This window comes from Escherichia sp. WS1368 (assembly GCF_046487485.1).
Classification (GTDB): domain Bacteria; phylum Pseudomonadota; class Gammaproteobacteria; order Enterobacterales; family Enterobacteriaceae; genus Escherichia; species Escherichia coli.
In genome coordinates, this window is sequence record NZ_JBJQJI010000003.1 from 392,110 (window position 1) to 418,620 (window position 26,511).

At 51.4% G+C, this 26,511-nt stretch carries 32 protein-coding genes and 1 tRNA gene; 15 read left to right on the forward strand and 18 right to left on the reverse strand.

The window, feature by feature from the left end:
* Positions 1-281: 281 nt before the first annotated feature.
* The 6 genes from ACJHYD_RS10620 to rlmE form a co-directional block, all read right to left on the reverse strand.
* Positions 282-368, reverse strand: a tRNA-Leu gene (locus ACJHYD_RS10620).
* A 14-nt stretch (positions 369-382) separates the two neighbouring features.
* Positions 383-715 (reverse strand): preprotein translocase subunit SecG, encoded by a 333-nt coding sequence (gene secG, locus ACJHYD_RS10625; RefSeq protein ID WP_001295556.1) that lies wholly within the window; start codon positions 713-715, stop codon positions 383-385.
* Positions 716-942: 227 nt separating this feature from the next.
* A complete protein-coding gene (gene glmM / locus ACJHYD_RS10630) occupies positions 943-2,280 on the reverse strand; it encodes a phosphoglucosamine mutase (protein WP_000071134.1) in 1,338 nt (445 codons plus the stop codon).
* On the reverse strand, positions 2,273-3,121 hold the full coding sequence (gene folP / locus ACJHYD_RS10635) for a dihydropteroate synthase (protein ID WP_000764731.1): 849 nt from the start codon (positions 3,119-3,121) through the stop codon (positions 2,273-2,275). The genes glmM and folP overlap by 8 nt, the downstream gene beginning before the upstream one ends.
* A gap of 89 nt (positions 3,122-3,210) precedes the next feature.
* Positions 3,211-5,145: an ATP-dependent zinc metalloprotease FtsH gene (ftsH, locus tag ACJHYD_RS10640; protein WP_001107467.1), complete on the reverse strand. Its 1,935-nt coding sequence runs from the start codon at positions 5,143-5,145 to the stop codon at positions 3,211-3,213.
* Positions 5,146-5,244: 99 nt separating this feature from the next.
* On the reverse strand, positions 5,245-5,874 hold the full coding sequence (gene rlmE / locus ACJHYD_RS10645) for a 23S rRNA (uridine(2552)-2'-O)-methyltransferase RlmE (RefSeq protein ID WP_000145975.1): 630 nt from the start codon (positions 5,872-5,874) through the stop codon (positions 5,245-5,247).
* Between the two features lie 125 nt (positions 5,875-5,999).
* Between rlmE and yhbY the strand changes: the two genes are divergently transcribed.
* Positions 6,000-6,293, forward strand: a complete 294-nt coding sequence (gene yhbY / locus ACJHYD_RS10650; RefSeq protein ID WP_001054420.1) for a ribosome assembly RNA-binding protein YhbY — start codon at positions 6,000-6,002, stop codon at positions 6,291-6,293.
* Between the two features lie 155 nt (positions 6,294-6,448).
* On the opposite strand, the gene greA is transcribed toward yhbY, so the two are convergent.
* Complete coding sequence (greA, locus tag ACJHYD_RS10655) at positions 6,449-6,925, reverse strand: transcription elongation factor GreA (RefSeq protein ID WP_001148001.1); 477 nt, start codon at positions 6,923-6,925, stop codon at positions 6,449-6,451.
* A 247-nt stretch (positions 6,926-7,172) separates the two neighbouring features.
* Here greA and dacB point away from each other — a divergent pair, with 247 nt between their 5' ends.
* The gene (gene dacB, locus ACJHYD_RS10660) at positions 7,173-8,606 is read left to right on the forward strand and encodes a serine-type D-Ala-D-Ala carboxypeptidase (protein ID WP_001551706.1); all 1,434 of its coding nucleotides are present in this window, start codon (positions 7,173-7,175) and stop codon (positions 8,604-8,606) included.
* Positions 8,607-8,645: 39 nt separating this feature from the next.
* Here dacB and cgtA read toward each other — a convergent pair whose 3' ends face one another.
* The 4 genes from cgtA to rplU all read right to left on the reverse strand — a co-directional run bounded on the left by cgtA (position 8,646) and on the right by rplU (position 11,515).
* A complete protein-coding gene (gene cgtA / locus ACJHYD_RS10665; RefSeq protein ID WP_000673572.1) occupies positions 8,646-9,818 on the reverse strand; it encodes an Obg family GTPase CgtA in 1,173 nt (390 codons plus the stop codon).
* A 15-nt stretch (positions 9,819-9,833) separates the two neighbouring features.
* A complete protein-coding gene (locus ACJHYD_RS10670) occupies positions 9,834-10,799 on the reverse strand; it encodes a DMT family transporter (protein WP_000813037.1) in 966 nt (321 codons plus the stop codon).
* 126 nt (positions 10,800-10,925) lie between these two features.
* Entirely contained in the window at positions 10,926-11,183 is a 258-nt protein-coding gene (gene rpmA / locus ACJHYD_RS10675; RefSeq protein WP_000940595.1) for a 50S ribosomal protein L27, read from the reverse strand.
* 20 nt (positions 11,184-11,203) lie between these two features.
* On the reverse strand, positions 11,204-11,515 hold the full coding sequence (rplU, locus tag ACJHYD_RS10680; RefSeq protein ID WP_000271401.1) for a 50S ribosomal protein L21: 312 nt from the start codon (positions 11,513-11,515) through the stop codon (positions 11,204-11,206).
* A 258-nt stretch (positions 11,516-11,773) separates the two neighbouring features.
* Here rplU and ispB point away from each other — a divergent pair, with 258 nt between their 5' ends.
* Positions 11,774-12,745: an octaprenyl diphosphate synthase gene (gene ispB / locus ACJHYD_RS10685; RefSeq protein WP_001047336.1), complete on the forward strand. Its 972-nt coding sequence runs from the start codon at positions 11,774-11,776 to the stop codon at positions 12,743-12,745.
* A gap of 227 nt (positions 12,746-12,972) precedes the next feature.
* The gene (sfsB, locus tag ACJHYD_RS10690) at positions 12,973-13,251 is read left to right on the forward strand and encodes a DNA-binding transcriptional regulator SfsB (protein WP_000445407.1); all 279 of its coding nucleotides are present in this window, start codon (positions 12,973-12,975) and stop codon (positions 13,249-13,251) included.
* 47 nt (positions 13,252-13,298) lie between these two features.
* On the opposite strand, the gene murA is transcribed toward sfsB, so the two are convergent.
* From murA to mlaF, 7 genes are all read right to left on the reverse strand, one after another.
* Entirely contained in the window at positions 13,299-14,558 is a 1,260-nt protein-coding gene (murA, locus tag ACJHYD_RS10695; RefSeq protein ID WP_000357259.1) for a UDP-N-acetylglucosamine 1-carboxyvinyltransferase, read from the reverse strand.
* Positions 14,559-14,612: 54 nt separating this feature from the next.
* The gene (ibaG, locus tag ACJHYD_RS10700) at positions 14,613-14,867 is read right to left on the reverse strand and encodes a BolA family iron metabolism protein IbaG (RefSeq protein ID WP_000429656.1); all 255 of its coding nucleotides are present in this window, start codon (positions 14,865-14,867) and stop codon (positions 14,613-14,615) included.
* Between the two features lie 159 nt (positions 14,868-15,026).
* A complete protein-coding gene (gene mlaB / locus ACJHYD_RS10705; RefSeq protein WP_000004488.1) occupies positions 15,027-15,320 on the reverse strand; it encodes a lipid asymmetry maintenance protein MlaB in 294 nt (97 codons plus the stop codon).
* The gene (gene mlaC / locus ACJHYD_RS10710; RefSeq protein WP_000476484.1) at positions 15,320-15,955 is read right to left on the reverse strand and encodes a phospholipid-binding protein MlaC; all 636 of its coding nucleotides are present in this window, start codon (positions 15,953-15,955) and stop codon (positions 15,320-15,322) included. The genes mlaB and mlaC overlap by 1 nt, the downstream gene beginning before the upstream one ends.
* 18 nt (positions 15,956-15,973) lie before the next feature.
* Positions 15,974-16,525, reverse strand: coding sequence for an outer membrane lipid asymmetry maintenance protein MlaD (gene mlaD, locus ACJHYD_RS10715; RefSeq protein ID WP_001296448.1), 552 nt, complete (start codon positions 16,523-16,525; stop codon positions 15,974-15,976).
* A 4-nt stretch (positions 16,526-16,529) separates the two neighbouring features.
* Positions 16,530-17,312, reverse strand: coding sequence for a lipid asymmetry maintenance ABC transporter permease subunit MlaE (gene mlaE / locus ACJHYD_RS10720; RefSeq protein WP_000925795.1), 783 nt, complete (start codon positions 17,310-17,312; stop codon positions 16,530-16,532).
* A gap of 7 nt (positions 17,313-17,319) precedes the next feature.
* A complete protein-coding gene (mlaF, locus tag ACJHYD_RS10725; RefSeq protein WP_000438245.1) occupies positions 17,320-18,129 on the reverse strand; it encodes a phospholipid ABC transporter ATP-binding protein MlaF in 810 nt (269 codons plus the stop codon).
* A gap of 209 nt (positions 18,130-18,338) precedes the next feature.
* Between mlaF and ACJHYD_RS10730 the strand changes: the two genes are divergently transcribed.
* The 11 genes from ACJHYD_RS10730 to npr all read left to right on the forward strand — a co-directional run bounded on the left by ACJHYD_RS10730 (position 18,339) and on the right by npr (position 26,302).
* The gene (locus tag ACJHYD_RS10730; protein ID WP_001551707.1) at positions 18,339-19,316 is read left to right on the forward strand and encodes a calcium/sodium antiporter; all 978 of its coding nucleotides are present in this window, start codon (positions 18,339-18,341) and stop codon (positions 19,314-19,316) included.
* A gap of 13 nt (positions 19,317-19,329) precedes the next feature.
* Positions 19,330-20,316 carry an arabinose-5-phosphate isomerase KdsD gene (gene kdsD / locus ACJHYD_RS10735; RefSeq protein ID WP_001295557.1) on the forward strand — a complete coding sequence of 329 codons (987 nt, stop codon included), beginning with the start codon at positions 19,330-19,332 and terminating at the stop codon, positions 20,314-20,316.
* A 20-nt stretch (positions 20,317-20,336) separates the two neighbouring features.
* Positions 20,337-20,903, forward strand: a complete 567-nt coding sequence (kdsC, locus tag ACJHYD_RS10740; RefSeq protein WP_000030006.1) for a 3-deoxy-manno-octulosonate-8-phosphatase KdsC — start codon at positions 20,337-20,339, stop codon at positions 20,901-20,903.
* Positions 20,900-21,475, forward strand: coding sequence for an LPS export ABC transporter periplasmic protein LptC (gene lptC, locus ACJHYD_RS10745; RefSeq protein ID WP_000030537.1), 576 nt, complete (start codon positions 20,900-20,902; stop codon positions 21,473-21,475). Before kdsC ends, lptC begins: the two co-directional genes overlap by 4 nt.
* Positions 21,444-22,001, forward strand: coding sequence for a lipopolysaccharide ABC transporter substrate-binding protein LptA (lptA, locus tag ACJHYD_RS10750; protein WP_000669785.1), 558 nt, complete (start codon positions 21,444-21,446; stop codon positions 21,999-22,001). The genes lptC and lptA overlap by 32 nt, the downstream gene beginning before the upstream one ends.
* Before the next feature lie 6 nt (positions 22,002-22,007).
* Positions 22,008-22,733, forward strand: coding sequence for an LPS export ABC transporter ATP-binding protein (gene lptB / locus ACJHYD_RS10755; protein WP_000224099.1), 726 nt, complete (start codon positions 22,008-22,010; stop codon positions 22,731-22,733).
* A 47-nt stretch (positions 22,734-22,780) separates the two neighbouring features.
* A complete protein-coding gene (rpoN, locus tag ACJHYD_RS10760; RefSeq protein WP_000809051.1) occupies positions 22,781-24,214 on the forward strand; it encodes an RNA polymerase factor sigma-54 in 1,434 nt (477 codons plus the stop codon).
* Between the two features lie 22 nt (positions 24,215-24,236).
* The gene (hpf, locus tag ACJHYD_RS10765; protein ID WP_001176599.1) at positions 24,237-24,524 is read left to right on the forward strand and encodes a ribosome hibernation promoting factor; all 288 of its coding nucleotides are present in this window, start codon (positions 24,237-24,239) and stop codon (positions 24,522-24,524) included.
* Between the two features lie 117 nt (positions 24,525-24,641).
* Positions 24,642-25,133 carry a PTS IIA-like nitrogen regulatory protein PtsN gene (ptsN, locus tag ACJHYD_RS10770; RefSeq protein WP_000183676.1) on the forward strand — a complete coding sequence of 164 codons (492 nt, stop codon included), beginning with the start codon at positions 24,642-24,644 and terminating at the stop codon, positions 25,131-25,133.
* 45 nt (positions 25,134-25,178) lie between these two features.
* Entirely contained in the window at positions 25,179-26,033 is an 855-nt protein-coding gene (rapZ, locus tag ACJHYD_RS10775) for an RNase adapter RapZ (RefSeq protein WP_000243741.1), read from the forward strand.
* Positions 26,030-26,302 carry a PTS phosphocarrier protein NPr gene (npr, locus tag ACJHYD_RS10780; protein ID WP_000216791.1) on the forward strand — a complete coding sequence of 91 codons (273 nt, stop codon included), beginning with the start codon at positions 26,030-26,032 and terminating at the stop codon, positions 26,300-26,302. Before rapZ ends, npr begins: the two co-directional genes overlap by 4 nt.
* The last annotated feature ends 209 nt before the right edge of the window (positions 26,303-26,511 follow it).

Sequence of the window (26,511 nt, forward strand, 5' to 3'; positions counted from 1 at the left end):
CTAAACATTACGCAGAACGTAGCCATCAGTAGTTATACTGACAGGAGCAGGATGGTTTATCGAGAAGTAAACATATCCGTACCGGAACTGGAGTTGACACAATAAAGTGCCAATTATGTCAGCAGAAGGGAAAAGTTTATAACTAAGGCGTACCGGCACCATCGTTTCAAAGTACCAGCTACGAGTAAAGCAACTGGACGAGATACAGATACCTGACAACCATTCCTCAGACCAGGACCAAAACGAAAAAAGACGCTTTTCAGCGTCTCTTTTCTGAAATTTGGTACCGAGGACGGGACTTGAACCCGTAAGCCCTATTGGGCACTACCACCTCAAGGTAGCGTGTCTACCAATTCCACCACCTCGGCACGGATACTACTTTTTAGTTCGGGATATCGCTGGTCGGCTTAGCCGGAGCAGCTGGCTGAGTTTGTTCGGTTTTCGCCGGCGCACTCAGGTTTTCCCATTCGCTACCTTTATTGGTTTTATTGCTATTGATGTTACCCAGCACCAGACTGATGATGAAGAATAACGTTGCCAGCAGCGCCGTCATGCGGGTCATGAAGTTACCAGAACCACTTGAACCAAACAGCGTAGCGGAAGCGCCTGCTCCGAAGGAGGCTCCCATATCAGCGCCTTTACCTTGCTGCAGCATGATCAGACCAACAAGGCCAATTGCCACAATAAGGAAAACTACTAAAAGAGCTTCGTACATAATCAACCTGTTCCTTGCGGAGTTGCCGCGTACCAATGCTTCAACCAATAAAGCGGGAGTTTTTAATCTTTCCCACTGAAGCGGGTGTGAATACTAACCAAAGCGAATGACCTTCGCAAGGGCAATTTTATCGCATTGTATCAACTGCGGAAAAAAACAGCAAAACCGATGTGTTCGCCGAGAAAAAAGGCGACAATCGCCGCCTTTTTAGCCAGTTATCTAACGCTTTAAACGGCTTTTACTGCATCGGCGATACGGTGTGCAAATTCAGTTACCTGCGCTTCGTCTTCACCTTCTACCATCACGCGAATTAACGGCTCGGTGCCAGATTTACGCAGCAAAACGCGTCCACGGTTGCCCAGCGCAGCTTCAACCTCTGCGGTCACGGCTTTAACTGACTCATGCTCAAGCGGATCGCCGCTACCTGCGGTGTAACGCACGTTAACCAGAATCTGCGGGAACATTTTCATGCCGCTGCAAAGGTCGTGCAGGCTCATATGGTTACGCGCCATCGCCGCCAGCACCTGCAAGCCAGCAACGATACCGTCACCGGTAGTGGTTTTATCCAGCAGGATCACATGACCGGAGTTCTCTGCACCGATACGCCAGCCTTTCTCCTGCATTTTTTCCAGTACGTAGCGGTCCCCCACTTTCGCGCGCGCAAATGGAATACCTAACTGTTTCAGCGCCAGTTCAAGCCCCATGTTGCTCATCAATGTACCCACCGCGCCACCACGCAGCTGGCCCTGACGAAGACCTTCACGCGCGATGATATACATGATCTGATCGCCATCGACTTTATTGCCTTCATGGTCAACCATAATCACGCGATCGCCGTCGCCGTCGAAGGCAATACCGAGATCCGCTTTTTCAGCCAGCACTCGCGCCTGAAGCGCGCGAACGTCGGTAGCCCCCACTTCGGCATTGATGTTCACACCGTTCGGCTCACAACCGATAGCGATAACATTCGCCCCCAGTTCGCGCAGCACGTTCGGCGCGATGTGATAAGTCGCACCATTTGCACAATCCACCACAATCTTCAGTTCACTGAGGCTAAGTTCGTTCGGGAACGTGGCTTTGCAAAACTCGATATAGCGACCCGCAGCATCAACGATACGGCTGGCTTTACCCAGTTCTGCCGAATCAACACAGCTGATCTCTTTTTCCATTTCCGCTTCGATGGCCTCTTCTACTGCATCCGGTAGTTTGGTGCCGTCGATAGAGAAAAATTTAATGCCGTTATCGTAGAACGGGTTATGCGATGCAGATATCACAATTCCGGCCTCTGCGCGGAAGGTACGCGTCAGATAAGCCACGGCCGGTGTTGGCATCGGGCCAGTGAAGAGCGCGGAAAGGCCCGCTGCCGCCAGACCCGCTTCCAGTGCTGACTCCAGCATATAGCCAGAAATACGCGTGTCTTTACCAATAATGATCTTACGAGAGCCGTGGCGCGCCAGCACTTTACCCGCGGCCCAACCCAGCTTAAGCACAAAATCAGGGGTGATCGGCGCATCCCCTACACGACCACGAATCCCATCGGTACCGAAATATTTACGATTACTCATAGCGTTTGTTTTCCTTTGCAGACAGAGTGGCTTCCACCACCCGCATCGCTTCTACGGTTTCTTTGACGTCATGAACACGAATGATATGCGCGCCTTGCATAGCGGCAATGACCGCACAAGCCAGACTACCGCTCAGACGCTCGGACGGCCCCACGTTCAGCAGCTGCCCAATCATCGATTTTCGTGACATACCCACCAACAGCGGCAGGTTGAAATGGTGAAATTCAGCCAGGCGCGCCAGTAATGAATAGTTATGGGAGAGATTTTTACCGAAACCGAATCCGGGGTCGAGCAACAATTTCTCTTTTGCGATACCCGCCTGCTCGCAACGTGCTATTTGCTCAATAAAATAGCGATTCACTTCCGCAAAGACATCGTCATACTTCGGGGCTTCCTGCATGGTCTTTGGATTTCCCTGCATATGCATCAGGCAAACCGGCAAACCGGTTTCTGCAGCAGCCTCCAGAGCGCCTGGTTCGGAAAGGGAGCGAATATCGTTAATAATGTGAGCGCCAACTTTCGCTGACTCACGGATGACTTCTGGTTTGGATGTATCGACCGAGATCCAGACTTCGAAGCGTTGAGCAATTGCCTCAACCACAGGAATAACACGTTGCAACTCTTCTTCAACGCTAACTTCCGCCGCCCCCGGGCGTGTGGACTCGCCACCAACGTCAATGATCGTCGCGCCAGCGTTGATCATCAGATTCGCATGTTTCACCGCATCTATCAGCGAGTTATGCGTGCCGCCATCCGAAAAGGAATCAGGCGTGACGTTGAGGATCCCCATTACGTGAGGATGGCTAAGGTCCAGTGAAGTGCCCTGGGCAAAGAGTTTCATGGTGTTATCCCTGGTATAAATTGATAAGAAAAAACCCCGGAGCACGCCCCGGGGTTTTCGGTACAAATACAGTCATCTGATGCGGGAACTTACTTGTCGCCTAACTGCTCTGACATGGTGTTACCCGGGTTCGGCGTACGCGGTTCATCAACCGGACGAGGAGCCTTTGGACTGCCATTGTCGCCAGAATTGTTAGAAGCGCCTGGTTCTTCCCAGCCCGCTGGCGGACGTACATCGCGACGTGCCATCAGGTCATCAATCTGCGGTGCGTCGATAGTCTCATATTTCATGAGAGCATCTTTCATCGCATGCAGAATATCCATATTGTCGGTCAGAAGCTGACGCGCACGATTATAGTTACGCTCAATCAGTGCTTTCACTTCCTGGTCGATGATACGTGCAGTTTCATCAGACATATGTTTCGCTTTCGCTACGCTACGGCCGAGGAACACTTCACCTTCTTCTTCCGCGTACAGCAGTGGACCCAATTTCTCAGAGAAGCCCCACTGAGTCACCATGTTACGTGCCAGGTTGGTCGCAACTTTAATATCGTTGGACGCACCGGTAGAAACATGTTCCGGCCCGTAGATGATCTCTTCTGCCAGACGACCACCGTACAGCGTAGAAATCTGGCTTTCCAGTTTCTGACGGCTGGCGCTGATTGCGTCGCCCTCAGGCAAGAAGAAAGTCACACCCAGCGCACGACCGCGTGGGATAATCGTCACTTTGTGCACCGGATCGTGTTCCGGCACCAGGCGACCGATAATCGCATGACCCGCTTCGTGGTAAGCCGTCGATTCTTTCTGCGCTTCCGTCATCACCATGGAGCGACGTTCCGCACCCATCATGATTTTGTCTTTCGCTTTCTCGAACTCAACCATCGACACAACGCGTTTGTTGCCACGAGCAGCGAACAGTGCCGCTTCGTTCACCAGGTTCGCCAGGTCAGCACCGGAGAAACCAGGAGTACCACGGGCAATGATTGCCGCGTCGATATCGGGTGCCAATGGTACGCGACGCATGTGAACTTTCAGGATCTGCTCACGACCACGAACATCTGGCAAGCCAACCACAACCTGACGGTCGAAACGGCCAGGACGCAGCAGGGCCGGGTCAAGAACGTCCGGACGGTTAGTCGCGGCGATAACGATGATACCTTCGTTACCTTCGAAGCCATCCATCTCAACCAGCATCTGGTTCAGAGTCTGTTCACGTTCATCGTGACCACCGCCCAGACCAGCGCCACGCTGGCGGCCTACGGCGTCGATTTCATCGATAAAGATGATGCACGGTGCCGCTTTCTTCGCCTGTTCGAACATGTCACGAACACGGGATGCACCCACACCGACGAACATTTCGACGAAGTCAGAACCGGAGATAGTAAAGAACGGAACTTTCGCTTCGCCTGCAATCGCTTTCGCCAGCAGCGTTTTACCGGTACCCGGAGGACCGACCATCAGGACGCCTTTCGGGATCTTACCGCCGAGTTTCTGGAAGCGGCTCGGCTCGCGCAGATACTCAACCAGTTCAGCAACTTCTTCTTTTGCTTCGTCGCAGCCCGCAACGTCAGCAAAGGTCGTTTTGATCTGATCTTCCGTCAGCATGCGCGCTTTGCTCTTACCAAACGACATGGCACCTTTGCCACCGCCGCCCTGCATTTGACGCATGAAGAAGATCCAGACACCAATCAGCAACAGCATCGGGAACCAGGAGATGAAGATAGAAGCCAGCAGGCTTGGTTCTTCAGGCGGTTCACCGACAACCTTGACGTTCTTGGTCAACAGGTTATCCAGTAATTTCGGATCCTGAACCGGAATGTAAGTGGTATAACGGTTACTATCTTTCTTGGTAACGTTGATTTCACGTCCGTTGATACGCGCTTCACGAACCTGGTCGTTATTGACCTCTTGTAGGAAGGTAGAGTAATCCACCTTACGGCCATTAGACTCGCTGGGCCCAAAGCTCTGGAATACTGACATCAGCACAACGGCAATGACCAGCCAGAGTATTAGGTTTTTCGCCATGTCACTCAAGGGATTAACCTCTTATTACAACTGTGTTAAAAACAGCGTCAGGATACTCTATATCCAGCATCTTTCAAACTTTCGTCTGAAATCTCCCGGTTAGGGTTTACGCCCGGTCGCTACAATATACACTTCCCGCGAACGTGCGCGAGAAGAGTCCGGCTTACGAACTTTGACCTTCGTAAACAGGGAGCGAATTTCCCTTAGATACTCATCGAAACCTTCGCCCTGGAACACCTTCACTACAAAACTGCCACCTGGCGCTAATACATCACGACACATTTCTAGCGCCAGTTCCACCAGATACATGGCACGGGGGATATCCACCGCCGGTGTTCCGCTCATGTTTGGTGCCATATCGGACATGACAACCTGGACTTTGCTGTCGCCAACGCGCTCCAGCAGTGCTTTCATCACCAGTTCATCACGAAAATCGCCCTGAAGAAAGTCCACACCAACGATAGGATCCATAGGTAAAAGATCGCAAGCGATGATGCGGCCTTTGCCGCCAATTTGGGTGACCACATATTGTGACCAACCACCCGGCGCAGCACCAAGGTCGACAACCGTCATTCCCGGTTTAAAGAGTTTGTCACTTTGCTGTATTTCATCAAGTTTAAACCAGGCACGGGAACGTAACCCCTTTTTCTGTGCCTGTTGAACATATTTATCGCTAAAGTGTTCCTGAAGCCAGCGGCTGGAGCTGGCAGAACGCTTCTTACCTGTCATTTAACTTTCCCATGGGGATAACTCATCGTAACCAATTGCGTAAATTTTTACGCGCCTATTTGGTGATATATGGGAGATGGCGGTAGAATGACCCGTTTTCAATCCCAACGTAAGCAAAAAATACGATGAATCTGAGTACTAAACAAAAACAGCACCTGAAAGGTCTGGCACATCCGCTCAAGCCAGTTGTTCTGCTTGGCAGTAATGGTTTGACCGAAGGGGTGCTGGCCGAGATTGAACAAGCGTTAGAGCACCATGAACTCATCAAGGTGAAAATCGCCACCGAAGATCGCGAAACTAAAACCTTGATCGTGGAAGCTATCGTGCGCGAAACCGGCGCCTGTAATGTACAGGTCATCGGTAAAACGCTGGTGCTTTATCGCCCAACTAAAGAACGTAAAATCTCGCTGCCACGCTAAGATTATCCTAAAGTTACACACATTTGCTGTGTAAAACGAGGGGTTTTCCGCAGGCAGGAGAGCAAAATGCCACGCTCTGTTCGTTGATAAAAGGCCGCATAGCGGCCTTTTTCCTTTCTTTACAATACATCAACATCTTGAGTATTGGGTAATTCTTACAGGTATTCCACCTTAATTACTTCAAATTCTACTTCGCCGCCCGGCGTTTTGATGACCACAACATCATCTTCTTCTTTGCCGATCAGGCCACGAGCAATAGGCGAGTTTACAGAAATCAGGTTTTGTTTAAAGTCAGCTTCGTCATCGCCAACGATGCGATAAGTCTGTTCTTCGTCAGAATCGAGATTCAGCACCGTTACGGTAGCACCAAAAATAACGCGCCCATTGTTGGGCATTTTGGTGACATCAATCACCTGCGCGTTCGACAGCTTGGCTTCGATGTCTTTGATACGGCCTTCGCAGAAGCCCTGCTGTTCACGAGCTGCGTGGTATTCGGCGTTTTCTTTCAGGTCGCCATGCTCACGCGCTTCCGCGATAGCAGCAATGATTTCAGGACGGCGCACAGATTTCAGAAAATCCAGCTCTTCGCGTAATTTTTCAGCGCCGCGTAAGGTCATCGGAATAGCTTGCATTTGTTATACCTCTTGAATATTCCTGATGGGGCAAGTCTTCACCCACCCCGGCTGTTCGGCCTGCCCGGCATAACTCCTCACCGGGACCAGAAGCAAAAAAATACCGACCCGGGTACAAGTCCCAGGTCAGCTACAATTCACATTTTGATAGTCATTTTACCCTGAAGTTCCCGAAGGGTCATCGTTTACTTTATAGGGCGTTGCGCCGTAGTATGACGGCTCGATTCCAGGTTGTTAGCGCGAGATTATGCGATTTTCCAGATTTATCATCGGATTGACCAGCTGTATAGCGTTCAGTGTTCAGGCCGCAAATGTTGATGAGTACATTACTCAACTCCCCGCTGGTGCCAACCTTGCCCTGATGGTGCAAAAAGTCGGCGCGTCGGCCCCCGCTATTGATTACCACAGTCAGCAGATGGCGCTGCCCGCCAGTACGCAGAAAGTTATTACTGCGCTGGCGGCGTTGATTCAACTCGGCCCCGATTTTCGTTTTACCACGACGCTTGAAACCAAAGGTAATGTGGAAAACGGCGTACTTAAGGGTGACTTAGTGGCGCGATTTGGTGCCGATCCGACGTTAAAACGTCAGGATATTCGCAATATGGTCGCGACTTTGAAAAAATCTGGCGTCAACCAAATCGATGGCAATGTGTTGATAGATACCTCCATTTTCGCCAGCCACGATAAAGCCCCCGGCTGGCCATGGAATGACATGACACAATGCTTTAGCGCTCCGCCTGCCGCCGCCATAGTTGACCGCAACTGTTTCTCCGTCTCGCTCTACAGTGCCCCAAAACCTGGTGATATGGCTTTTATACGCGTGGCATCTTATTACCCCGTTACGATGTTCAGCCAGGTACGCACCCTCCCCCGTGGTTCTGCCGAAGCGCAATATTGCGAGCTGGATGTGGTGCCAGGCGACCTGAACCGCTTTACGCTGACCGGATGCCTGCCACAACGTTCTGAGCCGCTCCCGTTGGCTTTTGCCGTGCAGGATGGAGCCAGCTATGCCGGTGCAATTCTGAAAGATGAGTTAAAACAGGCAGGTATCACCTGGAGCGGAACACTGCTGCGTCAGACGCAGGTTAACGACCCCGGAACGGTAGTTGCCAGTAAACAGTCGGCCCCGCTGCACGATCTGCTTAAGATTATGCTGAAAAAGTCGGACAACATGATTGCCGATACGGTTTTCCGCATGATCGGCCATGCGCGCTTCAATGTGCCTGGAACATGGCGGGCCGGGTCGGACGCCGTGCGTCAGATCCTGCGCCAGCAAGCCGGTGTCGATATTGGTAACACCATTATTGCCGATGGTTCAGGGCTTTCGCGGCATAACCTGATTGCCCCCGCCACCATGATGCAGGTGCTGCAATACATAGCCCAACACGACAATGAACTTAACTTTATCTCTATGCTGCCGCTGGCGGGCTATGACGGCTCTTTGCAGTACCGTGCAGGTCTGCATCAGGCGGGCGTGGATGGAAAAGTCTCAGCGAAAACCGGTTCGTTGCAGGGGGTATATAACCTGGCGGGATTCATTACCACAGCGAGCGGGCAACGAATGGCGTTTGTGCAATATCTTTCTGGCTATGCAGTAGAACCGGCGGATCAGCGTAATCGCCGTATTCCGTTAGTGCGTTTTGAAAGCCGTTTGTATAAAGATATTTATCAGAACAATTAGTCAATAAGAAACCCCGGCGCATGGCCGGGGTTTTGCTGATTAACGCTTGTAAATGAACTCAACGCCTTCTTCGTCGTCTTCGTCCCAGTCGTCATCCCAGTCTTCATCATCCTCTTCAGCAATCTCTTCAAGCTGCTGGCGATGATAATCATCCCACATGAATTCGACTTTCTCTGGCTGTTTCGCTTCTTCAGCCTGCACGACCGGGTTTTCAATGATAAAGGTCATCACATCCCAGCAGAGATCTTTCACGCCCAGTCCACTCGCCGCAGAGATCAGATAATATTTATCTTCCCAGCCCAGCGCCTCAGCGATCGCTTTCGCTTTCTCTTCGGCTTCTACCTTATCCAGCAGATCGATCTTGTTGAAGACTAACCAACGCGGTTTCGCCGCCAGATCCTGGCTGTATTTTTCCAGCTCGCTGATAATAATACGCGCGTTTTCAACCGGATCGGTGCCGTCAATCGGATCGATATCGATGAGGTGCAACAGGACGCGGCAACGTTCCAGGTGCTTCAGGAAGCGAATGCCCAGACCTGCGCCTTCCGCAGCGCCTTCAATCAGTCCTGGAATATCGGCAACAACGAAGCTCTTTTCGTTGTCCATTCGTACCACACCCAGACTTGGCACCAGAGTGGTAAACGGATAATCCGCCACTTTCGGTTTAGCCGCCGATACCGCACGAATAAAGGTCGATTTACCCGCGTTTGGCATCCCCAACATACCGACGTCAGCCAGCAGCATCAGCTCCAGCAGCAGCTCACGCTTATCGCCCGGCGTACCGTTAGTTTTCTGCCGTGGTGTACGGTTAACTGACGATTTGAAACGGGTATTGCCCAGACCGTGCCAGCCGCCCTTAGCAACCAGCAGACGCTGACCGTGTTTGGTCATATCGCCCATGGTTTCACCAGTACCCTGGTCGATTACACGCGTACCTACCGGCACTTTAATTGTGACGTCTTTACCGCGCTTACCGGTACAGTCGCGGCTTGCGCCATTCTGACCGCGCTCTGCACGGAAAGATTTTTCAAAACGATAATCGATAAGCGTGTTCAGGTTCTCGTCGGCTTCCATCCATACGTCACCACCATCACCGCCGTCGCCGCCATCCGGGCCGCCTTTCGGAATATACTTTTCGCGGCGGAAGCTCACGCAACCATTACCGCCATCACCTGCAACGACCAGAATCGATGCTTCATCAACAAACTTCATTTTATTCTCCGTAAATCATTCGCCTGCGCGGGGTTGCGATACCACCGTTGTATGCTTACGTAATCCGCCCCAAATACGATGACCAATGGCGGAATACATCGCGCCCGCAACCACGACAAACGCACCGAGATAACCTAAAAGGTTTAACATCGGTCTGGCGAAGAAATCGGGCCAGGCCAGTGATAAAAGATCTGAAAAAAACAGCGTAAACAGTGGGGTGAGCGTGATGATCGCGCTCACCTGCGCTGCCTGCCAGCGAGCCATCGCTTCCGCCAGGGCGCCATATCCTACCAAGGTATTCAGTCCGCAAAAAATTAAACATGCGAGCTGCCAGTGGCTAAGCTGCGCTATCACTCCAGGCTTTGCCAGAGGGAAGAGCGCAATTGTACATAAAGTGTACAGTAAAAACAGGATCTGCGGTGAGGCCAGCCGACGCAATAAAACCTTTTGCGCCACGCCATAACTCACCCAAACCGTCGCCGCACCGACCCCAAAGATAACTCCCCAGGTGTAATCGGTGAGCTTTGTAAATATCTCAACCAGACTGGTGTTAAAAAACATCACCAGACCGCTCAGGAGCATCAATGCCCCTACAACCTGAGTGCTGCGCATTTTCTCTTTCAGGATAAATACGCTGGCAACCATCATGCCAACTGGCGAGAGTTGCCCAATCACCTGCGAAGCGGTCGGACTCAGGTATTGCAAGGATGAGCTGAACAGGATGAAGTTACCAAACAGCCCGGCGGTCGCCACTGCCAACAAAATCAACCAGCGTGGCTTACGAAACACGCGTAATGGCGGCAACCTCTTCTTCACCGCAAGAATGGCACCAAGGCCAATACTCGCCATCAAGAAACGGTAAAACACGATTGTCGGAGGTTCCATCACCTCCAGCACCTGCTTCATTGCGATTGGCAACGCCCCCCAGCAAATTGCTGTGGTGAGCGCCAAAAGAATGCCAATGCCTGCCTGCTGCTTCATACCGTATTCCCTGCAAAGCGCATTTGCGAATTAACGTCGCACCATGCGCATTTTTACCGGTTATCGAATGTAAAAAGCCCCGCAACGTGTTGCGGGGCTTTCATCCGTTACCGGGACGCGAAAAACTTATTCAGCTTCGATGCTGATAAATTTACGGTTTTTCGGGCCTTTAACTTCGAATTTCACTTTACCGTCTGCTTTAGCAAACAGAGTGTGGTCACGACCGCAACCTACGTTAGCGCCAGCGTGGAATTTGGTACCACGTTGACGAACGATGATGCTACCCGCCAGAACGGATTCGCCACCGAAACGCTTAACGCCCAGGCGTTTAGCTTCTGAATCGCGACCGTTACGTGTGGAGCCGCCAGCCTTTTTATGTGCCATTTGAAATCTCTCCTCAGGTCTTAGGCGCTGATGCCAGTAATTTTCACATCAGTGAACCACTGACGATGGCCCTGCTGCTTACGATAGTGTTTACGACGACGAAACTTAACGATTTTAACTTTCTCGCCACGACCGTGAGCAACAACTTCAGCTTTGATTACGCCGCCATCAACGAAAGGAACGCCGATTTTGACTTCTTCACCGTTTGCGATCATCAGCACTTCAGCGAACTCAACAGTTTCGCCAGTTGCGATGTCCAGCTTTTCCAGGCGAACGGTCTGACCTTCGCTTACTCGGTGTTGTTTACCACCACTTTGGAAAACCGCGTACATATAAAACTCCGCTTCCGCGCACACCTTTTCAATGATTCAGAGTGCGCTATAAATATTCACAATAGGGCGCGAATATTACGCAAAACGCACGCCTTTGACAAGTGCTACAGTCAATACACGAAGAAAAAAAACACAACTTGTACGGTAACGTTTATCTGTGCCATTTTTTCAGTACAATCACCCTATATTCCTAACCATAAACCCTAAGTTGCCTTTGTTCACAGTAAGGTAATCGGGGCGAAAAGCCCGGCTTTTGCGATGAATTTAGAAAAAATCAATGAGTTAACCGCGCAAGATATGGCGGGTGTTAATGCGGCAATCCTTGAGCAGCTTAATTCCGACGTCCAACTGATCAATCAGTTAGGCTATTACATCGTCAGCGGCGGCGGTAAACGTATTCGTCCGATGATTGCTGTACTGGCTGCACGAGCTGTTGGCTATGAGGGAAATGCGCATGTCACCATTGCTGCCCTGATCGAGTTTATCCACACGGCGACTCTGCTGCACGACGACGTTGTGGATGAATCAGATATGCGCAGGGGTAAAGCTACCGCCAACGCCGCATTTGGCAATGCCGCCAGCGTGCTGGTAGGCGATTTTATTTATACCCGCGCGTTCCAGATGATGACCAGCCTCGGCTCGCTCAAAGTGCTGGAAGTCATGTCAGAAGCCGTAAACGTCATCGCAGAAGGTGAAGTTCTGCAACTGATGAACGTTAACGATCCGGACATCACTGAAGAAAACTACATGCGCGTTATCTATAGCAAAACCGCGCGTCTGTTTGAGGCTGCCGCGCAGTGTTCCGGGATTCTGGCTGGCTGTACGCCGGAGGAGGAGAAAGGCCTGCAGGATTATGGGCGCTATCTCGGCACTGCTTTCCAGTTGATCGACGATTTACTCGATTACAATGCCGATGGCGAACAGTTAGGTAAAAACGTCGGCGACGATCTGAACGAAGGTAAACCGACGCTGCCGCTGCTGCATGCAATGCATCATGGCACACCAGAACAGGCACAGATGATTCGTACCGCCATCGAACAGGGTAACGGTCGCCATCTTCTGGAACCGGTTCTGGAAGCAATGAACGCTTGTGGATCTCTTGAATGGACGCGTCAGCGTGCCGAGGAAGAAGCAGACAAAGCCATCGCAGCGTTACAGGTGCTCCCGGACACCCCGTGGCGAGAAGCACTCATCGGCCTCGCGCACATCGCTGTTCAACGCGATCGTTAATCCCCTCCCCGCATCCCGCGCAGCGCGCGGGATGGTTCTAGTAAATTCCATAAAAACACTTATTCAGCTCTATAACACCTGAAAAATAGGGCTGTACATCTTTATATATTCTGAATATTCACACTCTTTACAGGAACTTTTTAGAACAATACGCCATCAGGAGTATAGTGATGCCCGACAGAAGAAATGTTCTGAATGAAAGCGACTAACTTAAGGAGTGAGGAAAGATGGAAAGTAATTTCATTGACTGGCATCCCGCTGACATCATTGCGGGTTTGCGCAAGAAGGGAACGTCAATGGCGGCGGAATCTCGCAGAAATGGTTTGAGTTCCTCAACGCTGGCGAACGCATTATCGCGCCCCTGGCCGAAAGGAGAGATGATTATTGCGAAAGCCCTGGGAACTGACCCCTGGATTATCTGGCCATCTCGCTACCATGATCCGCAGACCCATGAGTTTATCGACAGAACGCAGTTGATGCGTAGCTACACTAAACCGAAAAAATAAGTGGTCTGGCGGTAGCCCCGCGAACGGGGCTGCCAGCTCTCAGACAATTACTCGCCTTTCACACGCTCAATATTTGCACCTAAAGCGCGCAGTTTGTCTTCAATGCGTTCGTAGCCACGATCGATGTGATAAATACGATCAACCACCGTCGTCCCTTCCGCAATACAGCCAGCCAGCACCAGGCTTGCTGATGCACGCAGATCGGTTGCCATAACCTGTGCGCCAGAAAGTTTTTCAACACCGTGACAAATAACGGTATTGCTTTCGATTTCGGCGTGCGCGCCCATACGGCTCAGCTCTGGCACATGCATAAAGCGGTTTTCAAAGACCGTTTCGGTGATGAAGCCGGTCCCTTCTGCCACCAGGTTCAACAGCGTGAACTGGGCCTGCATATCGGTCGGGAATGCCGGATGCGGCGCGGTACGTACGTTAACAGCCTTCGGACGTTTGCCATGCATATCCAGGCTAATCCAGTCTTCGCCGACTTCGATGTCTGCTCCAGCGTCACGCAGTTTCGCCAGCACGGCGTCCAGAGTATCTGGCTGCGCGTTACGGCAGATAATTTTGCCGCGAGAGATCGCCGCCGCCACCAGGAAAGTACCGGTTTCGATACGATCCGGCAGCACGCGATAGACACCGCCGCCTAAACGTTCCACACCTTCGATGACGATACGATCGGTGCCCTGACCGCTAATTTTCGCACCCAGCGTAATCAGGAAGTTCGCGGTATCGACGATTTCCGGTTCACGCGCTGCGTTTTCAATAATCGTGGTGCCTTCCGCCAGGGTTGCAGCACACATGATGGTCACCGTTGCGCCAACGCTGACTTTATCCATCACGATATGTGCGCCTTTCAGACGACCATCGACGGAAGCTTTAACGTAACCTTCTTCCAGTTTGATGGTCGCGCCTAATTGTTCGAGACCAGAAATGTGTAGATCAACCGGACGTGCACCAATCGTACAACCGCCAGGCAGTGAAACTTGCCCCTGACCAAAGCGCGCTACCAGCGGCCCCAGCGCCCAGATAGAAGCACGCATGGTTTTAACCAGATCGTAAGGTGCGCAGAATACATTAACATCGCGGGCATCAATATGCACAGAACCATTACGTTCTACTTTCGCACCCAGCTGGCTTAGCAGCTTCATTGATGTATCGACGTCTTTCAGTTTCGGGACGTTCTGGATCTCTACCGGTTCTTCCGCCAGTAGTGCGGCAAAAAGGATAGGCAGAGCAGCATTTTTAGCGCCGGAAATTGTGACTTCGCCCTGGAGCTTCGTTGGCCCCTGAACACGAAATTTATCCATTTAGTTTGTTCTCAGTTAACAATTCATATCCGCTACCGGCGAATCGCCCATAGCTCAAAAGCCGTTCAGTTTGCGATCGCGCGCCCACTCCGCAGGGGTATACGCTTTGATCGACACAGCATGAATGCGGTTATCCGCAATATATTCCATCAGCGGGCCATAGACCGTCTGCTGTTTTTTAACCCGACTCATGCCGTCAAACAACTCACCCACGGCAATAACCTGAAAGTGGCTGCCATCGCCGGAAACGTGGACTTCCTGGAGGGAGAGAGCGTTCATCAACACGCTCTGAATTTCATTATTTTCCATGGGATCTTCAATCATCAGTTAATAAACCAGCGAAACATCTTAGAGCAAAGTTGCGCTGGCATAAATAAGCAAAAAGCCTCGCTGATAAATCAGACAAGGCTCGACTTGCAGGCAGGTTTGCCGGACAGGCGGTTAACGCCATATCCGGCCTGAAAAAATTTAACGAGGCAGAACATCAGCAGGCAAATTATACAATTTCGCCAGGGTATACACTTTGTCGTTTACCCCCTGAAGCGTCACGTTGTTGCCCTGCTTTTTCGCCAGATCGATAAGATGGAGCAGCAGTGCCAGTCCACCCGTATCCACGCGGGACACACGGCTAAGATCGATGCAGGTAATCCCCTTCACCGCTTCCTCACGCATTTCCCAAAGCGGTAGCAGAACGTCCTGATCCAGCTCTCCGGATAACGCCAGCGTGTCACCCGTCTGCATCCAGCTCAGTGACTCGCTCATTATTTTTTCTCTTCCAGAGTGATTTTCTGTTGAGAAATCGATTTCAGTTGTGCAGTCAGGCCGTCGATACCTTTGGTACGCAGCAGCGTTCCCCACTCGTTTTGTTTGGTGGTGATCATACTGACGCCTTCAGCAATCATGTCGTAAGCCTGCCAGTTGCCCGTCTGGGAGTTTTTACGCCACTGGAAGTCCAGACGCACCGGCGGGCGGCCATTCGGGTCAATAATGGTAACGCGAATAGGCACAATGGTTTTATCGCCCAGCGGCTGTTCTGGCGCAATCTGATAGGTTTGACCGTGATACATCGCCAGCGCCTGACCGTAAGCCTGCTTCAGGTACTCACGGAAAGCGGCAAAGTAAGCATCACGTTGAGCAGGGGTCGCACTCTTGTAATACTGGCCCAGCACCAGCGCACCGGCGTATTTCACCTGTACGTATGGCAACAGTTCCTGATCGACAATGGTACGCAGATAATCCGGGTTGGCCCGAATTTGCGGTTGCTCATTCTTCAGGCGATCGAACGTTTTCTGCGCCGCCTCGTCCATCAGCTTATACGGATTGGTCTGGTCTGCCGCGGTTGCCGCACTCAGCGGTGCAATCACCAGCAAAGCGACCATCATTAAACGTTTAAACATGCGTCGGTTCTCCTGAAATTATTTCGTTGTACCCACAGGTTCAGTGGTTTCATTATTACCTGGCGCAGCAGCTGGCGCATCGCCACTATTCTTATTGTCATCGCCTTTACTACCGTAAAGGAACTGACCAATAAGATCTTCCAGCACCATCGCAGACTTGGTGTCCTGAATTGTATCGCCATCCTTCAGGATAGCAGTCCCCAGTTCCGGGTCTTCAAAACCGACGTTTAATGCCAGATATTGTTCCCCCAGCAGGCCGGAAGTACGAATGCTCAGCGAACTGGTATCAGGAATGTGGTTATAACGTTGTTCAATTTCCAGCGTTACGCGCGGCAGATAGGTTTTCGGGTCCAGCGTAATATCCGCCACCCGGCCCACAACAACACCACCAATGCTGACCGGAGAGCGCGCTTTCAGGCCGCCAATGTTATCGAACGTCGCATAAAGCGTGTAGGTCGGTTCAGTACGTATGGACGTCACGTTCGCCGCCTTCAGGCAAACAAACAGCGCCGCCAGTAGTGCTGCTAATAAAAAGATACCCACCCAAATTTCATTTTTTTTCGTTTGCATGAACTCAATTCCCAAACATCAATGCGGTCAGCACAAAATCCAGCCCCAGAACAGCCAGAGACGAGTGGACAACGGTGCGAGTGGTTGCCCGGCTAATCCCGGCAGACGTCGGGATGGCGTCGTAGCCGTTAAACAACGAAATCCACGTCACCGTGATGGCGAACACCACGCTCTTAATCAGACAGTTGACCAGATCCATACGCCAGTCGACGGCATTTTGCATTGCCGACCAGAAGAACCCGCTATCAATGCCTTTCCAACTGACGCCGACCAGAGATCCGCCCCAGATCCCCACGGCGACGAAAATAACCGTCAACAGTGGTAATGAAATAACCCCAGCCCAGAAACGGGGAGAAATAACCCGACGCAGCGGATCCACCGCCATCATCTCCATACTGGAGAGTTGCTCTGTAGCGCGCATCAGGCCGATTTCTGCGGTTAGCGCCGAACCAGCACGCCCGGCAAACAACAACGCGGCAACCACCGGCCCCAGTTCACGCAGTAGCGATAACGCCACCAGCATACCCAGACTGGTTTCCGCACTATAAGTGGTCAGAACCAGATAACCTTGCAGCCCCAACACCATTCCGATGAACACGCCAGAAACTACAATAATCAGCATCGACAGGACGCCGACATTATAGAGCTGGCGCACCAGCAGCGGCGCATGTTTGCGAAATTCCGGTTTGCCGACCAGCGCATTGAATAACATTAACCCGGCCCGCCCGAACGTTCTCAGGGTTTTAATCCCTTTATGTCCGAGCGACGCCAGCGCATTTAACAGCATGAGTGGCTTAACTCCCTGGTAAAAGATCAGCGTGATAATCGCCGGCAGGATAGCGGAACGGAACAGGCCCGTCAGCTATCCCGTCCAGAAACTGACGTACGCGCGGATCAGGATTCGCCTGCAACGCCTGGGCACTACCATGAGCGACAATTTTTTTGTCCGCCAGGATCCAGGCGTGATCGGCAATACTTAACACTTCCGGCACATCGTGAGAAACCACCACACAAGTCACACCCAACGCGCTGTTCAGCTCAGAAATCAGCTTCACCAGTACGCCCATGGTGATGGGATCTTGCCCAACAAAGGGTTCATCAAACATGATGAGATCCGGCTCCAGCGCAATCGCACGCGCCAGCGCTGCACGCCGCGCCATCCCACCGGAAAGTTCAGAAGGCATTAGTTTAGCCGCTCCACGCAGCCCCACGGCCTCCAGCTTCATCATCACCGTACTATGCAACAATGGCGCGGGAAGTTGGGTATGTTCGCGCAGTGGATAGGCGACGTTGTCAAATACGTTCATATCAGTGAACAACGCCCCGGACTGAAATAACATGCTCATCCGTTTGCGCACTGTATACAGGCGCGAACGAGACATCGCCGGAATATTCTCACCATCGAAAAGAATCTCACCATGATCTGGTGCGATTTGCCCGCCAATCAGACGGAGTAGCGTCGTTTTACCGATGCCCGATGGCCCCATGATCGCCGTGATCTTCCCTCGCGGCACGGTCAGGGAAATATTATCGAAGATGCAGCGATTGCCACGCGTAAAACTGACATCGCGCATATCGACTAAATTCGCCACAGACTGCTCCATAATTCACCCTTCGTCTTGCGTTGATTTTCTAAGCATGGCGCTCAATTTAACCTTGAACCCAACATATTTACAGAATATTACCCGCCGTGGTTAGCGAAAGCTGGCATTTGTTTTACTTTTTAGCCGCATAAAGTCAAAATTAAGAATCCGTTACGGCTTTCTGAAAATCTTCAGCGGACCGGCGAGTATACCTGAAGAAAGGACGTTAGATGCTTTTAGCTACGGCACTGTTAATTGTTGGTTTACTTTTGGTCGTTTACAGTGCCGACCGCCTGGTTTTTGCCGCGTCTATTCTTTGCCGAACCTTTGGCATCCCGCCGCTGATCATCGGCATGACGGTGGTCAGTATTGGTACATCGTTACCAGAAATCATCGTCTCGCTTGCCGCGTCTTTGCACGAACAACGCGATTTAGCCGTTGGTACAGCCCTCGGCTCAAACATTATCAATATATTGCTGATCCTCGGTCTGGCTGCGCTGGTTCGTCCTTTTACCGTCCATTCTGATGTTCTACGCCGTGAATTACCCTTAATGTTGTTGGTCAGCGTGGTGGCCGGTTCCGTACTCTATGACGGACAACTTAGTCGCAGCGATGGTATCTTTCTCCTCTTTCTGGCTGTGCTATGGCTGCTGTTCATTGTTAAACTTGCACGTCAGGCTGAACGTCAGGGGACTGACAGCCTGACCAGAGAGCAGCTTGCAGAGTTGCCGCCTGACGGTGGATTGCCCGTCGCGTTTTTATGGCTCGGCATTGCGCTTATCATCATGCCAGTGGCCACGCGGATGGTGGTTGATAACGCCACGGTGCTGGCGAATTACTTTGCCATCAGCGAGTTGACGATGGGTCTGACGGCAATTGCTATCGGAACCAGCCTGCCGGAACTGGCAACCGCAATAGCGGGGGTTCGCAAAGGTGAAAACGACATTGCTGTCGGAAATATCATTGGCGCAAACATTTTTAATATTGTCATCGTGTTGGGTTTACCCGCGCTGATAACGCCAGGAGAGATTGATCCACTGGCGTACAGTCGTGACTACAGCGTGATGTTGCTGGTGAGCATTATTTTTGCGTTGCTATGCTGGCGGCGCTCCCCGCAACCGGGCCGTGGTGTAGGGGTATTATTAACTGGCGGATTTATCGTATGGCTGGCGATGTTGTACTGGTTATCGCCAATACTCGTTGAATAACTGGAAACGCATTATGTCGCACGTAGAGTTACAACCGGGTTTTGACTTTCAGCAAGCAGGTAAAGAAGTCCTGGCGATTGAACGTGAATGCCTGGCGGAGCTTGATCAATACATCAATCAGAATTTCACGCTTGCCTGTGAAAAGATGTTCTGGTGTAAAGGGAAAGTTGTCGTCATGGGGATGGGGAAATCGGGGCATATTGGGCGCAAAATGGCGGCAACGTTTGCCAGCACCGGTACACCTTCATTTTTCGTCCATCCTGGTGAAGCCGCGCATGGTGATTTAGGCATGGTCACCCCACAGGATGTGGTGATTGCTATCTCTAACTCAGGTGAATCCAGCGAAATCACGGCCTTAATTCCAGTGCTTAAGCGTCTTCACGTACCGTTAATCTGCATCACCGGTCGCCCGGAGAGCAGCATGGCGCGCGCCGCAGATGTTCATCTGTGTGTTAAAGTAGCGAAAGAAGCCTGTCCGTTAGGGCTGGCACCGACCAGCAGCACCACCGCCACGCTGGTTATGGGCGATGCCCTCGCTGTCGCGCTGTTAAAAGCACGCGGCTTTACTGCCGAAGATTTTGCGCTCTCACATCCAGGCGGCGCACTGGGTCGTAAACTTCTGCTGCGCGTAAACGATATTATGCATACGGGCGATGAGATCCCGCATGTTAAGAAAACGGCCAGTCTGCGTGACGCATTGCTGGAAGTTACCCGCAAAAATCTTGGTATGACTGTCATTTGCGATGACAATATGATGATTGAAGGCATCTTTACCGACGGTGATTTACGCCGTGTCTTCGATATGGGCGTGGATGTTCGTCAGTTAAGTATTGCCGATGTTATGACGCCGGGGGGAATACGCGTGCGCCCTGGCATTCTGGCCGTTGAGGCACTGAACTTAATGCAGTCCCGCCATATCACCTCCGTGATGGTTGCCGATGGCGACCATTTACTCGGTGTGTTACATATGCATGATTTACTGCGTGCAGGCGTAGTGTAAAGATTCAAGGATAAACAACAATGAGCAAAGCAGGTGCGTCGCTTGCGACCTGTTACGGCCCTGTCAGCGCCGACGTTATAGCAAAAGCAGAGAACATTCGTCTGCTGATCCTCGATGTCGATGGCGTACTGTCAGATGGCCTGATTTATATGGGCAATAATGGCGAAGAGCTGAAAGCGTTCAATGTTCGTGACGGTTATGGCATTCGTTGTGCGCTCACCTCTGATATTGAAGTCGCTATCATTACCGGGCGAAAGGCTAAACTGGTAGAAGATCGTTGTGCCACATTGGGGATCACTCACTTGTATCAGGGGCAGTCAAACAAACTGATCGCCTTTAGCGATTTGCTGGAAAAACTGGCGATTGCCCCGGAAAATGTGGCTTATGTCGGCGATGATCTCATCGACTGGCCGGTAATGGAAAAAGTGGGTTTAAGCGTCGCCGTGGCCGATGCGCATCCACTGTTGCTCCCGCGCGCCGATTACGTGACGCGCATTGCTGGCGGTCGTGGTGCAGTGCGTGAAGTTTGCGACTTATTACTCCTGGCGCAGGGCAAACTGGATGAAGCCAAAGGGCAATCGATATGAGTAAAGCCAGACGTTGGGTTATCATTGTGCTATCACTGGCGGTTCTGGTGATGATCGGCATTAATATGGCCGAAAAAGACGATACCGCCCAGGTGGTCGTCAACAACAATGATCCCACCTATAAAAGCGAGCATACGGACACGCTCGTCTATAACCCAGAAGGGGCACTAAGCTATCGATTGATTGCTCAACACGTTGAATATTATTCCGATCAGGCCGTTTCGTGGTTTACGCAGCCGGTACTTACCACGTTTGATAAGGATAAAATCCCGACATGGTCCGTAAAAGCAGATAAAGCCAAGCTGACCAATGACCGGATGCTCTATTTATATGGACACGTTGAAGTCAACGCACTTGTGCCGGACTCTCAACTTCGCAGAATCACGACGGATAACGCGCAGATCAATCTGGTGACGCAGGATGTTACCTCTGAAGACCTCGTCACGTTATACGGAACAACATTTAACTCCAGCGGTCTGAAAATGCGCGGCAACTTACGCAGCAAGAACGCCGAGCTGATTGAAAAGGTTAGAACATCCTATGAAATTCAAAACAAACAAACTCAGCCTTAATCTTGTGCTTGCCAGCTCACTTCTGGCCGCCAGCATTCCGGCATTTGCCGTAACCGGAGACACTGATCAGCCGATCCACATTGAATCGGACCAGCAATCTCTTGATATGCAAGGCAACGTGGTTACCTTTACCGGTAATGTCATCGTCACCCAGGGCACCATCAAAATTAATGCCGACAAAGTGGTCGTTACCCGTCCGGGCGGCGAACAAGGTAAAGAAGTGATTGACGGCTACGGTAAACCGGCAACGTTCTACCAGATGCAGGACAATGGTAAACCCGTTGAAGGTCACGCTTCCCAGATGCACTACGAACTGGCAAAAGATTTTGTCGTTCTGACGGGTAATGCTTATCTGCAGCAGGTCGATAGCAACATTAAGGGCGATAAGATCACTTACCTGGTGAAAGAGCAGAAAATGCAGGCTTTCAGCGACAAAGGTAAGCGCGTAACCACCGTTCTGGTGCCGTCGCAGCTGCAGGACAAAAACAACAAAGGCCAGACCCCGGCACAGAAGAAGGGTAATTAATTCGTTATGGCAACATTAACTGCAAAGAACCTTGCAAAAGCCTATAAAGGCCGTCGCGTGGTAGAAGACGTCAGCCTGACCGTCAACTCCGGGGAAATTGTCGGTCTGCTGGGGCCAAACGGTGCCGGTAAGACCACCACTTTCTACATGGTTGTAGGCATTGTGCCGCGCGATGCGGGCAACATCATTATTGATGATGACGATATCAGTCTGCTGCCTCTGCATGCACGCGCGCGCCGCGGTATCGGCTATCTGCCGCAGGAAGCCTCCATTTTCCGTCGCCTCAGCGTTTACGATAACCTGATGGCGGTACTGCAAATTCGTGACGACTTGTCTGCTGAACAACGTGAAGACCGCGCGAACGAGCTGATGGAAGAGTTTCACATTGAACACTTGCGTGACAGCATGGGGCAGTCACTCTCCGGGGGTGAACGTCGCCGTGTAGAAATTGCCCGCGCACTGGCTGCGAATCCGAAATTTATTCTGCTCGACGAACCGTTTGCCGGGGTTGACCCGATCTCGGTTATCGACATTAAACGCATCATTGAGCACCTGCGCGACAGCGGCCTGGGCGTACTGATCACTGACCACAACGTGCGTGAAACACTGGCGGTTTGTGAACGCGCTTATATCGTCAGTCAGGGGCATTTGATCGCCCACGGCACGCCTACAGAAATCTTACAAGACGAACACGTTAAGCGTGTATACCTTGGGGAAGACTTCAGACTCTGATAGGGTAGAAGTTTGCGACGTTTTAGCAGGAGAGTACGATTCTGAACATGAAGCAAGGTTTGCAACTCAGGCTTAGCCAACAACTGGCGATGACGCCACAGCTCCAACAGGCAATTCGTCTGTTGCAGTTGTCGACGCTGGAACTTCAGCAGGAGCTACAGCAGGCGCTGGAGAGTAATCCGCTGCTTGAGCAAATCGACACTCATGAAGAAATCGACACCCGCGAAACGCAAGACAGTGAAACGCTGGACACCGCCGACGCGCTCGAACAAAAAGAGATGCCGGAAGAGCTGCCGCTCGATGCCAGTTGGGACACCATTTACACCGCTGGTACACCATCCGGCACCAGCGGTGACTACATTGACGACGAGCTGCCGGTCTATCAGGGCGAAACGACGCAGACCTTGCAGGATTACCTGATGTGGCAGGTCGAGTTGACACCGTTTTCTGACACTGACCGCGCTATTGCTACCTCTATCGTCGATGCCGTTGATGACACCGGTTATCTGACTGTCCCACTGGAAGATATTCTCGAAAGTATGGGCGATGAAGAGATTGACATCGACGAAGTTGAAGCCGTCCTTAAGCGGATCCAACGGTTTGATCCGGTCGGTGTGGCAGCAAAAGATCTGCGTGACTGTCTGCTGATCCAACTCTCCCAATTCGATAAAACCACGCCATGGCTGGAAGAGGCCAGACTGATCATTAGCGATCATCTCGATCTGTTAGCCAATCACGACTTCCGCACTTTAATGCGCGTCACGCGTCTGAAAGAAGATGTGCTGAAAGAAGCCGTCAATCTGATCCAGTCGCTCGATCCGCGCCCCGGGCAGTCGATCCAGACGGGCGAACCTGAGTATGTCATTCCAGATGTGCTGGTGCGTAAGCATAACGGTCACTGGACGGTAGAACTCAACAGTGACAGCATTCCGCGTCTGCAAATCAACCAGCACTACGCCTCGATGTGCAATAACGCGCGCAACGATGGTGACAGCCAGTTTATCCGCAGCAATCTGCAGGATGCCAAATGGTTGATCAAGAGTCTGGAAAGCCGTAACGATACGCTACTGCGCGTGAGTCGCTGTATCGTTGAACAGCAGCAAGCCTTCTTTGAGCAAGGCGAAGAATATATGAAACCGATGGTACTGGCCGATATCGCCCAGGCTGTCGAAATGCATGAATCGACGATATCTCGCGTGACCACGCAAAAATACCTGCATAGTCCACGAGGCATTTTTGAACTGAAGTATTTCTTTTCCAGTCACGTCAATACCGAGGGCGGCGGCGAAGCTTCCTCCACGGCGATTCGTGCGCTGGTTAAGAAATTAATCGCGGCGGAAAACCCAGCGAAACCGTTGAGCGACAGCAAGTTAACCTCTTTGCTGTCGGAACAAGGTATCATGGTGGCACGCCGCACTGTTGCGAAGTACCGAGAGTCTTTATCCATTCCGCCGTCAAACCAGCGTAAACAGCTCGTTTGACCCAACCGATAAGGAAGACACTATGCAGCTCAACATTACCGGAAATAACGTCGAGATCACCGAGGCACTGCGCGAATTTGTTACAGCCAAATTTGCCAAACTTGAGCAATATTTTGACCGAATCAACCAGGTCTATGTTGTTCTGAAAGTGGAGAAAGTCACCCACACCTCAGATGCAACACTGCATGTAAACGGTGGTGAAATTCATGCCAGCGCGGAAGGTCAGGACATGTACGCTGCCATTGATGGCTTAATTGATAAGCTGGCACGCCAGTTGACCAAACATAAAGATAAACTGAAACAACACTAATTGTCCGGGCAATTAGCATGTGCATGGCGGCCTGTTGTGCGGCACAACGGGCCATTTGTACGGTTAATGCTCCGAGCCTGTTCCACTGTTTGAGTGGGCAGGTTCTTAGGTGAAATTATGACAAATAATGATACAACTCTACAGCTTAGCAGTGTTCTTAACAGGGAATGTACGCGAAGCCGCGTCCACTGTCAGAGCAAAAAACGCGCCCTGGAAATCATCAGCGAGCTGGCGGCGAAACAACTTAGTCTGCCGCCTCAGGTGGTTTTTGAAGCTATCCTGACGCGGGAAAAAATGGGCAGTACCGGTATCGGCAATGGTATTGCCATTCCGCATGGCAAACTGGAAGAAGATACTCTGCGCGCCGTTGGCGTTTTCGTTCAGCTCGAAACGCCTATAGCTTTCGATGCCATCGACAACCAACCGGTGGACTTACTTTTTGCCCTGCTGGTGCCGGCAGACCAAACTAAAACGCACCTGCATACTCTGTCGCTGGTGGCGAAACGTCTGGCGGACAAAACCATCTGCCGCCGTTTACGCGCAGCCCAGAGCGATGAAGAGCTGTATCAAATCATTACGGATACCGAAGGTACTCCGGATGAAGCGTAGTTATTCGGTAATGTCTCTTTTAGACGTTGTGAGGAGAAACAGTACATGGTACTGATGATCGTCAGCGGACGTTCAGGTTCAGGTAAATCTGTCGCCCTGCGTGCGCTGGAAGATATGGGTTTTTACTGCGTGGATAACCTTCCCGTAGTGTTGTTACCCGATCTGGCTCGAACCCTGGCCGATCGCGAGATTTCTGCCGCCGTCAGCATTGATGTTCGTAATATGCCGGAGTCACCAGAAATATTCGAACAGGCGATGAGTAACCTGCCTGACGCTTTCTCACCGCAACTACTGTTCCTGGATGCCGACCGTAATACCTTAATTCGTCGTTACAGTGACACGCGCCGACTGCATCCGCTTTCCAGCAAAAACCTGTCGCTGGAAAGTGCTATCGACAAAGAAAGCGATTTGCTGGAGCCTCTGCGTTCGCGAGCGGATCTGATTGTCGATACCTCAGAAATGTCCGTTCACGAGCTGGCTGAAATGCTGCGTACCCGTCTGCTGGGTAAACGTGAACGCGAACTGACCATGGTCTTTGAGTCTTTCGGCTTCAAACACGGTATCCCTATCGATGCAGATTACGTCTTTGACGTGCGCTTCTTGCCGAACCCGCACTGGGATCCGAAACTGCGTCCAATGACAGGTCTTGATAAACCTGTCGCCGCGTTCCTCGACCGCCACACAGAAGTACACAATTTTATCTACCAGACGCGAAGCTATCTTGAGCTATGGTTACCTATGCTGGAAACCAACAACCGTAGCTACTTGACGGTCGCCATTGGTTGTACCGGCGGGAAGCACCGTTCGGTGTATATTGCAGAGCAACTGGCAGACTACTTCCGCTCGCGCGGTAAAAACGTCCAGTCACGCCATCGTACGCTGGAAAAACGTAAACCATGACCGTCAAGCAAACTGTTGAAATCACAAACAAGCTGGGCATGCATGCCCGGCCTGCAATGAAGCTGTTTGAATTAATGCAAGGTTTTGACGCAGAAGTGCTGTTACGTAATGACGAAGGTACCGAGGCCGAAGCCAACAGCGTTATTGCACTGCTGATGCTGGATTCTGCCAAAGGACGGCAGATTGAAGTTGAAGCGACCGGTCCACAGGAAGAGGAAGCACTGGCCGCCGTTATCGCCCTCTTTAATTCTGGTTTTGATGAAGATTAATCTTCATCACTTTGACATTCAAATCCCTTCAAGCTCCCCCGACAATAAGAAAAGCGCGTACTGAAATCGTTCTCAATCAACGTCATTTGTACATTTCGTGCGCTTTTCACTTTCAGAAGAACATTAAGAAAACCTTAAGAAGCATTGTTTAGGTTTCGTTTAAGTTAATCGACCATACTGGAGATCGTCAGAAAATATTTCCAGGAGAT

Bases quoted from the DNA above. Each gene is read 5' to 3' on its own strand.
- mlaF (WP_000438245.1), bottom strand. From the start codon at position 18,129: ATGGAGCAGTCTGTGGCGAATTTAGTCGATATGCGCGATGTCAGTTTT.
- rpmA (WP_000940595.1), bottom strand. From the start codon at position 11,183: ATGGCACATAAAAAGGCTGGCGGCTCCACACGTAACGGTCGCGATTCA.
- ACJHYD_RS10670 (WP_000813037.1), bottom strand. From the start codon at position 10,799: ATGAAGCAGCAGGCAGGCATTGGCATTCTTTTGGCGCTCACCACAGCA.
- cgtA (WP_000673572.1), bottom strand. From the start codon at position 9,818: ATGAAGTTTGTTGATGAAGCATCGATTCTGGTCGTTGCAGGTGATGGC.
- sfsB (WP_000445407.1), top strand. From the start codon at position 12,973: ATGGAAAGTAATTTCATTGACTGGCATCCCGCTGACATCATTGCGGGT.
- secG (WP_001295556.1), bottom strand. From the start codon at position 715: ATGTACGAAGCTCTTTTAGTAGTTTTCCTTATTGTGGCAATTGGCCTT.
- lptC (WP_000030537.1), top strand. From the start codon at position 20,900: ATGAGTAAAGCCAGACGTTGGGTTATCATTGTGCTATCACTGGCGGTT.
- rpoN (WP_000809051.1), top strand. From the start codon at position 22,781: ATGAAGCAAGGTTTGCAACTCAGGCTTAGCCAACAACTGGCGATGACG.
- lptB (WP_000224099.1), top strand. From the start codon at position 22,008: ATGGCAACATTAACTGCAAAGAACCTTGCAAAAGCCTATAAAGGCCGT.
- ptsN (WP_000183676.1), top strand. From the start codon at position 24,642: ATGACAAATAATGATACAACTCTACAGCTTAGCAGTGTTCTTAACAGG.
- yhbY (WP_001054420.1), top strand. From the start codon at position 6,000: ATGAATCTGAGTACTAAACAAAAACAGCACCTGAAAGGTCTGGCACAT.
- mlaE (WP_000925795.1), bottom strand. From the start codon at position 17,312: ATGCTGTTAAATGCGCTGGCGTCGCTCGGACATAAAGGGATTAAAACC.
- dacB (WP_001551706.1), top strand. From the start codon at position 7,173: ATGCGATTTTCCAGATTTATCATCGGATTGACCAGCTGTATAGCGTTC.
- mlaB (WP_000004488.1), bottom strand. From the start codon at position 15,320: ATGAGCGAGTCACTGAGCTGGATGCAGACGGGTGACACGCTGGCGTTA.
- hpf (WP_001176599.1), top strand. From the start codon at position 24,237: ATGCAGCTCAACATTACCGGAAATAACGTCGAGATCACCGAGGCACTG.
- kdsD (WP_001295557.1), top strand. From the start codon at position 19,330: ATGTCGCACGTAGAGTTACAACCGGGTTTTGACTTTCAGCAAGCAGGT.
- mlaC (WP_000476484.1), bottom strand. From the start codon at position 15,955: ATGTTTAAACGTTTAATGATGGTCGCTTTGCTGGTGATTGCACCGCTG.
- greA (WP_001148001.1), bottom strand. From the start codon at position 6,925: ATGCAAGCTATTCCGATGACCTTACGCGGCGCTGAAAAATTACGCGAA.
- mlaD (WP_001296448.1), bottom strand. From the start codon at position 16,525: ATGCAAACGAAAAAAAATGAAATTTGGGTGGGTATCTTTTTATTAGCA.
- ibaG (WP_000429656.1), bottom strand. From the start codon at position 14,867: ATGGAAAATAATGAAATTCAGAGCGTGTTGATGAACGCTCTCTCCCTC.
- rapZ (WP_000243741.1), top strand. From the start codon at position 25,179: ATGGTACTGATGATCGTCAGCGGACGTTCAGGTTCAGGTAAATCTGTC.
- rplU (WP_000271401.1), bottom strand. From the start codon at position 11,515: ATGTACGCGGTTTTCCAAAGTGGTGGTAAACAACACCGAGTAAGCGAA.
- murA (WP_000357259.1), bottom strand. From the start codon at position 14,558: ATGGATAAATTTCGTGTTCAGGGGCCAACGAAGCTCCAGGGCGAAGTC.
- folP (WP_000764731.1), bottom strand. From the start codon at position 3,121: ATGAAACTCTTTGCCCAGGGCACTTCACTGGACCTTAGCCATCCTCAC.
- glmM (WP_000071134.1), bottom strand. From the start codon at position 2,280: ATGAGTAATCGTAAATATTTCGGTACCGATGGGATTCGTGGTCGTGTA.
- ACJHYD_RS10730 (WP_001551707.1), top strand. From the start codon at position 18,339: ATGCTTTTAGCTACGGCACTGTTAATTGTTGGTTTACTTTTGGTCGTT.
- rlmE (WP_000145975.1), bottom strand. From the start codon at position 5,874: ATGACAGGTAAGAAGCGTTCTGCCAGCTCCAGCCGCTGGCTTCAGGAA.
- ispB (WP_001047336.1), top strand. From the start codon at position 11,774: ATGAATTTAGAAAAAATCAATGAGTTAACCGCGCAAGATATGGCGGGT.
- lptA (WP_000669785.1), top strand. From the start codon at position 21,444: ATGAAATTCAAAACAAACAAACTCAGCCTTAATCTTGTGCTTGCCAGC.
- npr (WP_000216791.1), top strand. From the start codon at position 26,030: ATGACCGTCAAGCAAACTGTTGAAATCACAAACAAGCTGGGCATGCAT.
- ftsH (WP_001107467.1), bottom strand. From the start codon at position 5,145: ATGGCGAAAAACCTAATACTCTGGCTGGTCATTGCCGTTGTGCTGATG.
- kdsC (WP_000030006.1), top strand. From the start codon at position 20,337: ATGAGCAAAGCAGGTGCGTCGCTTGCGACCTGTTACGGCCCTGTCAGC.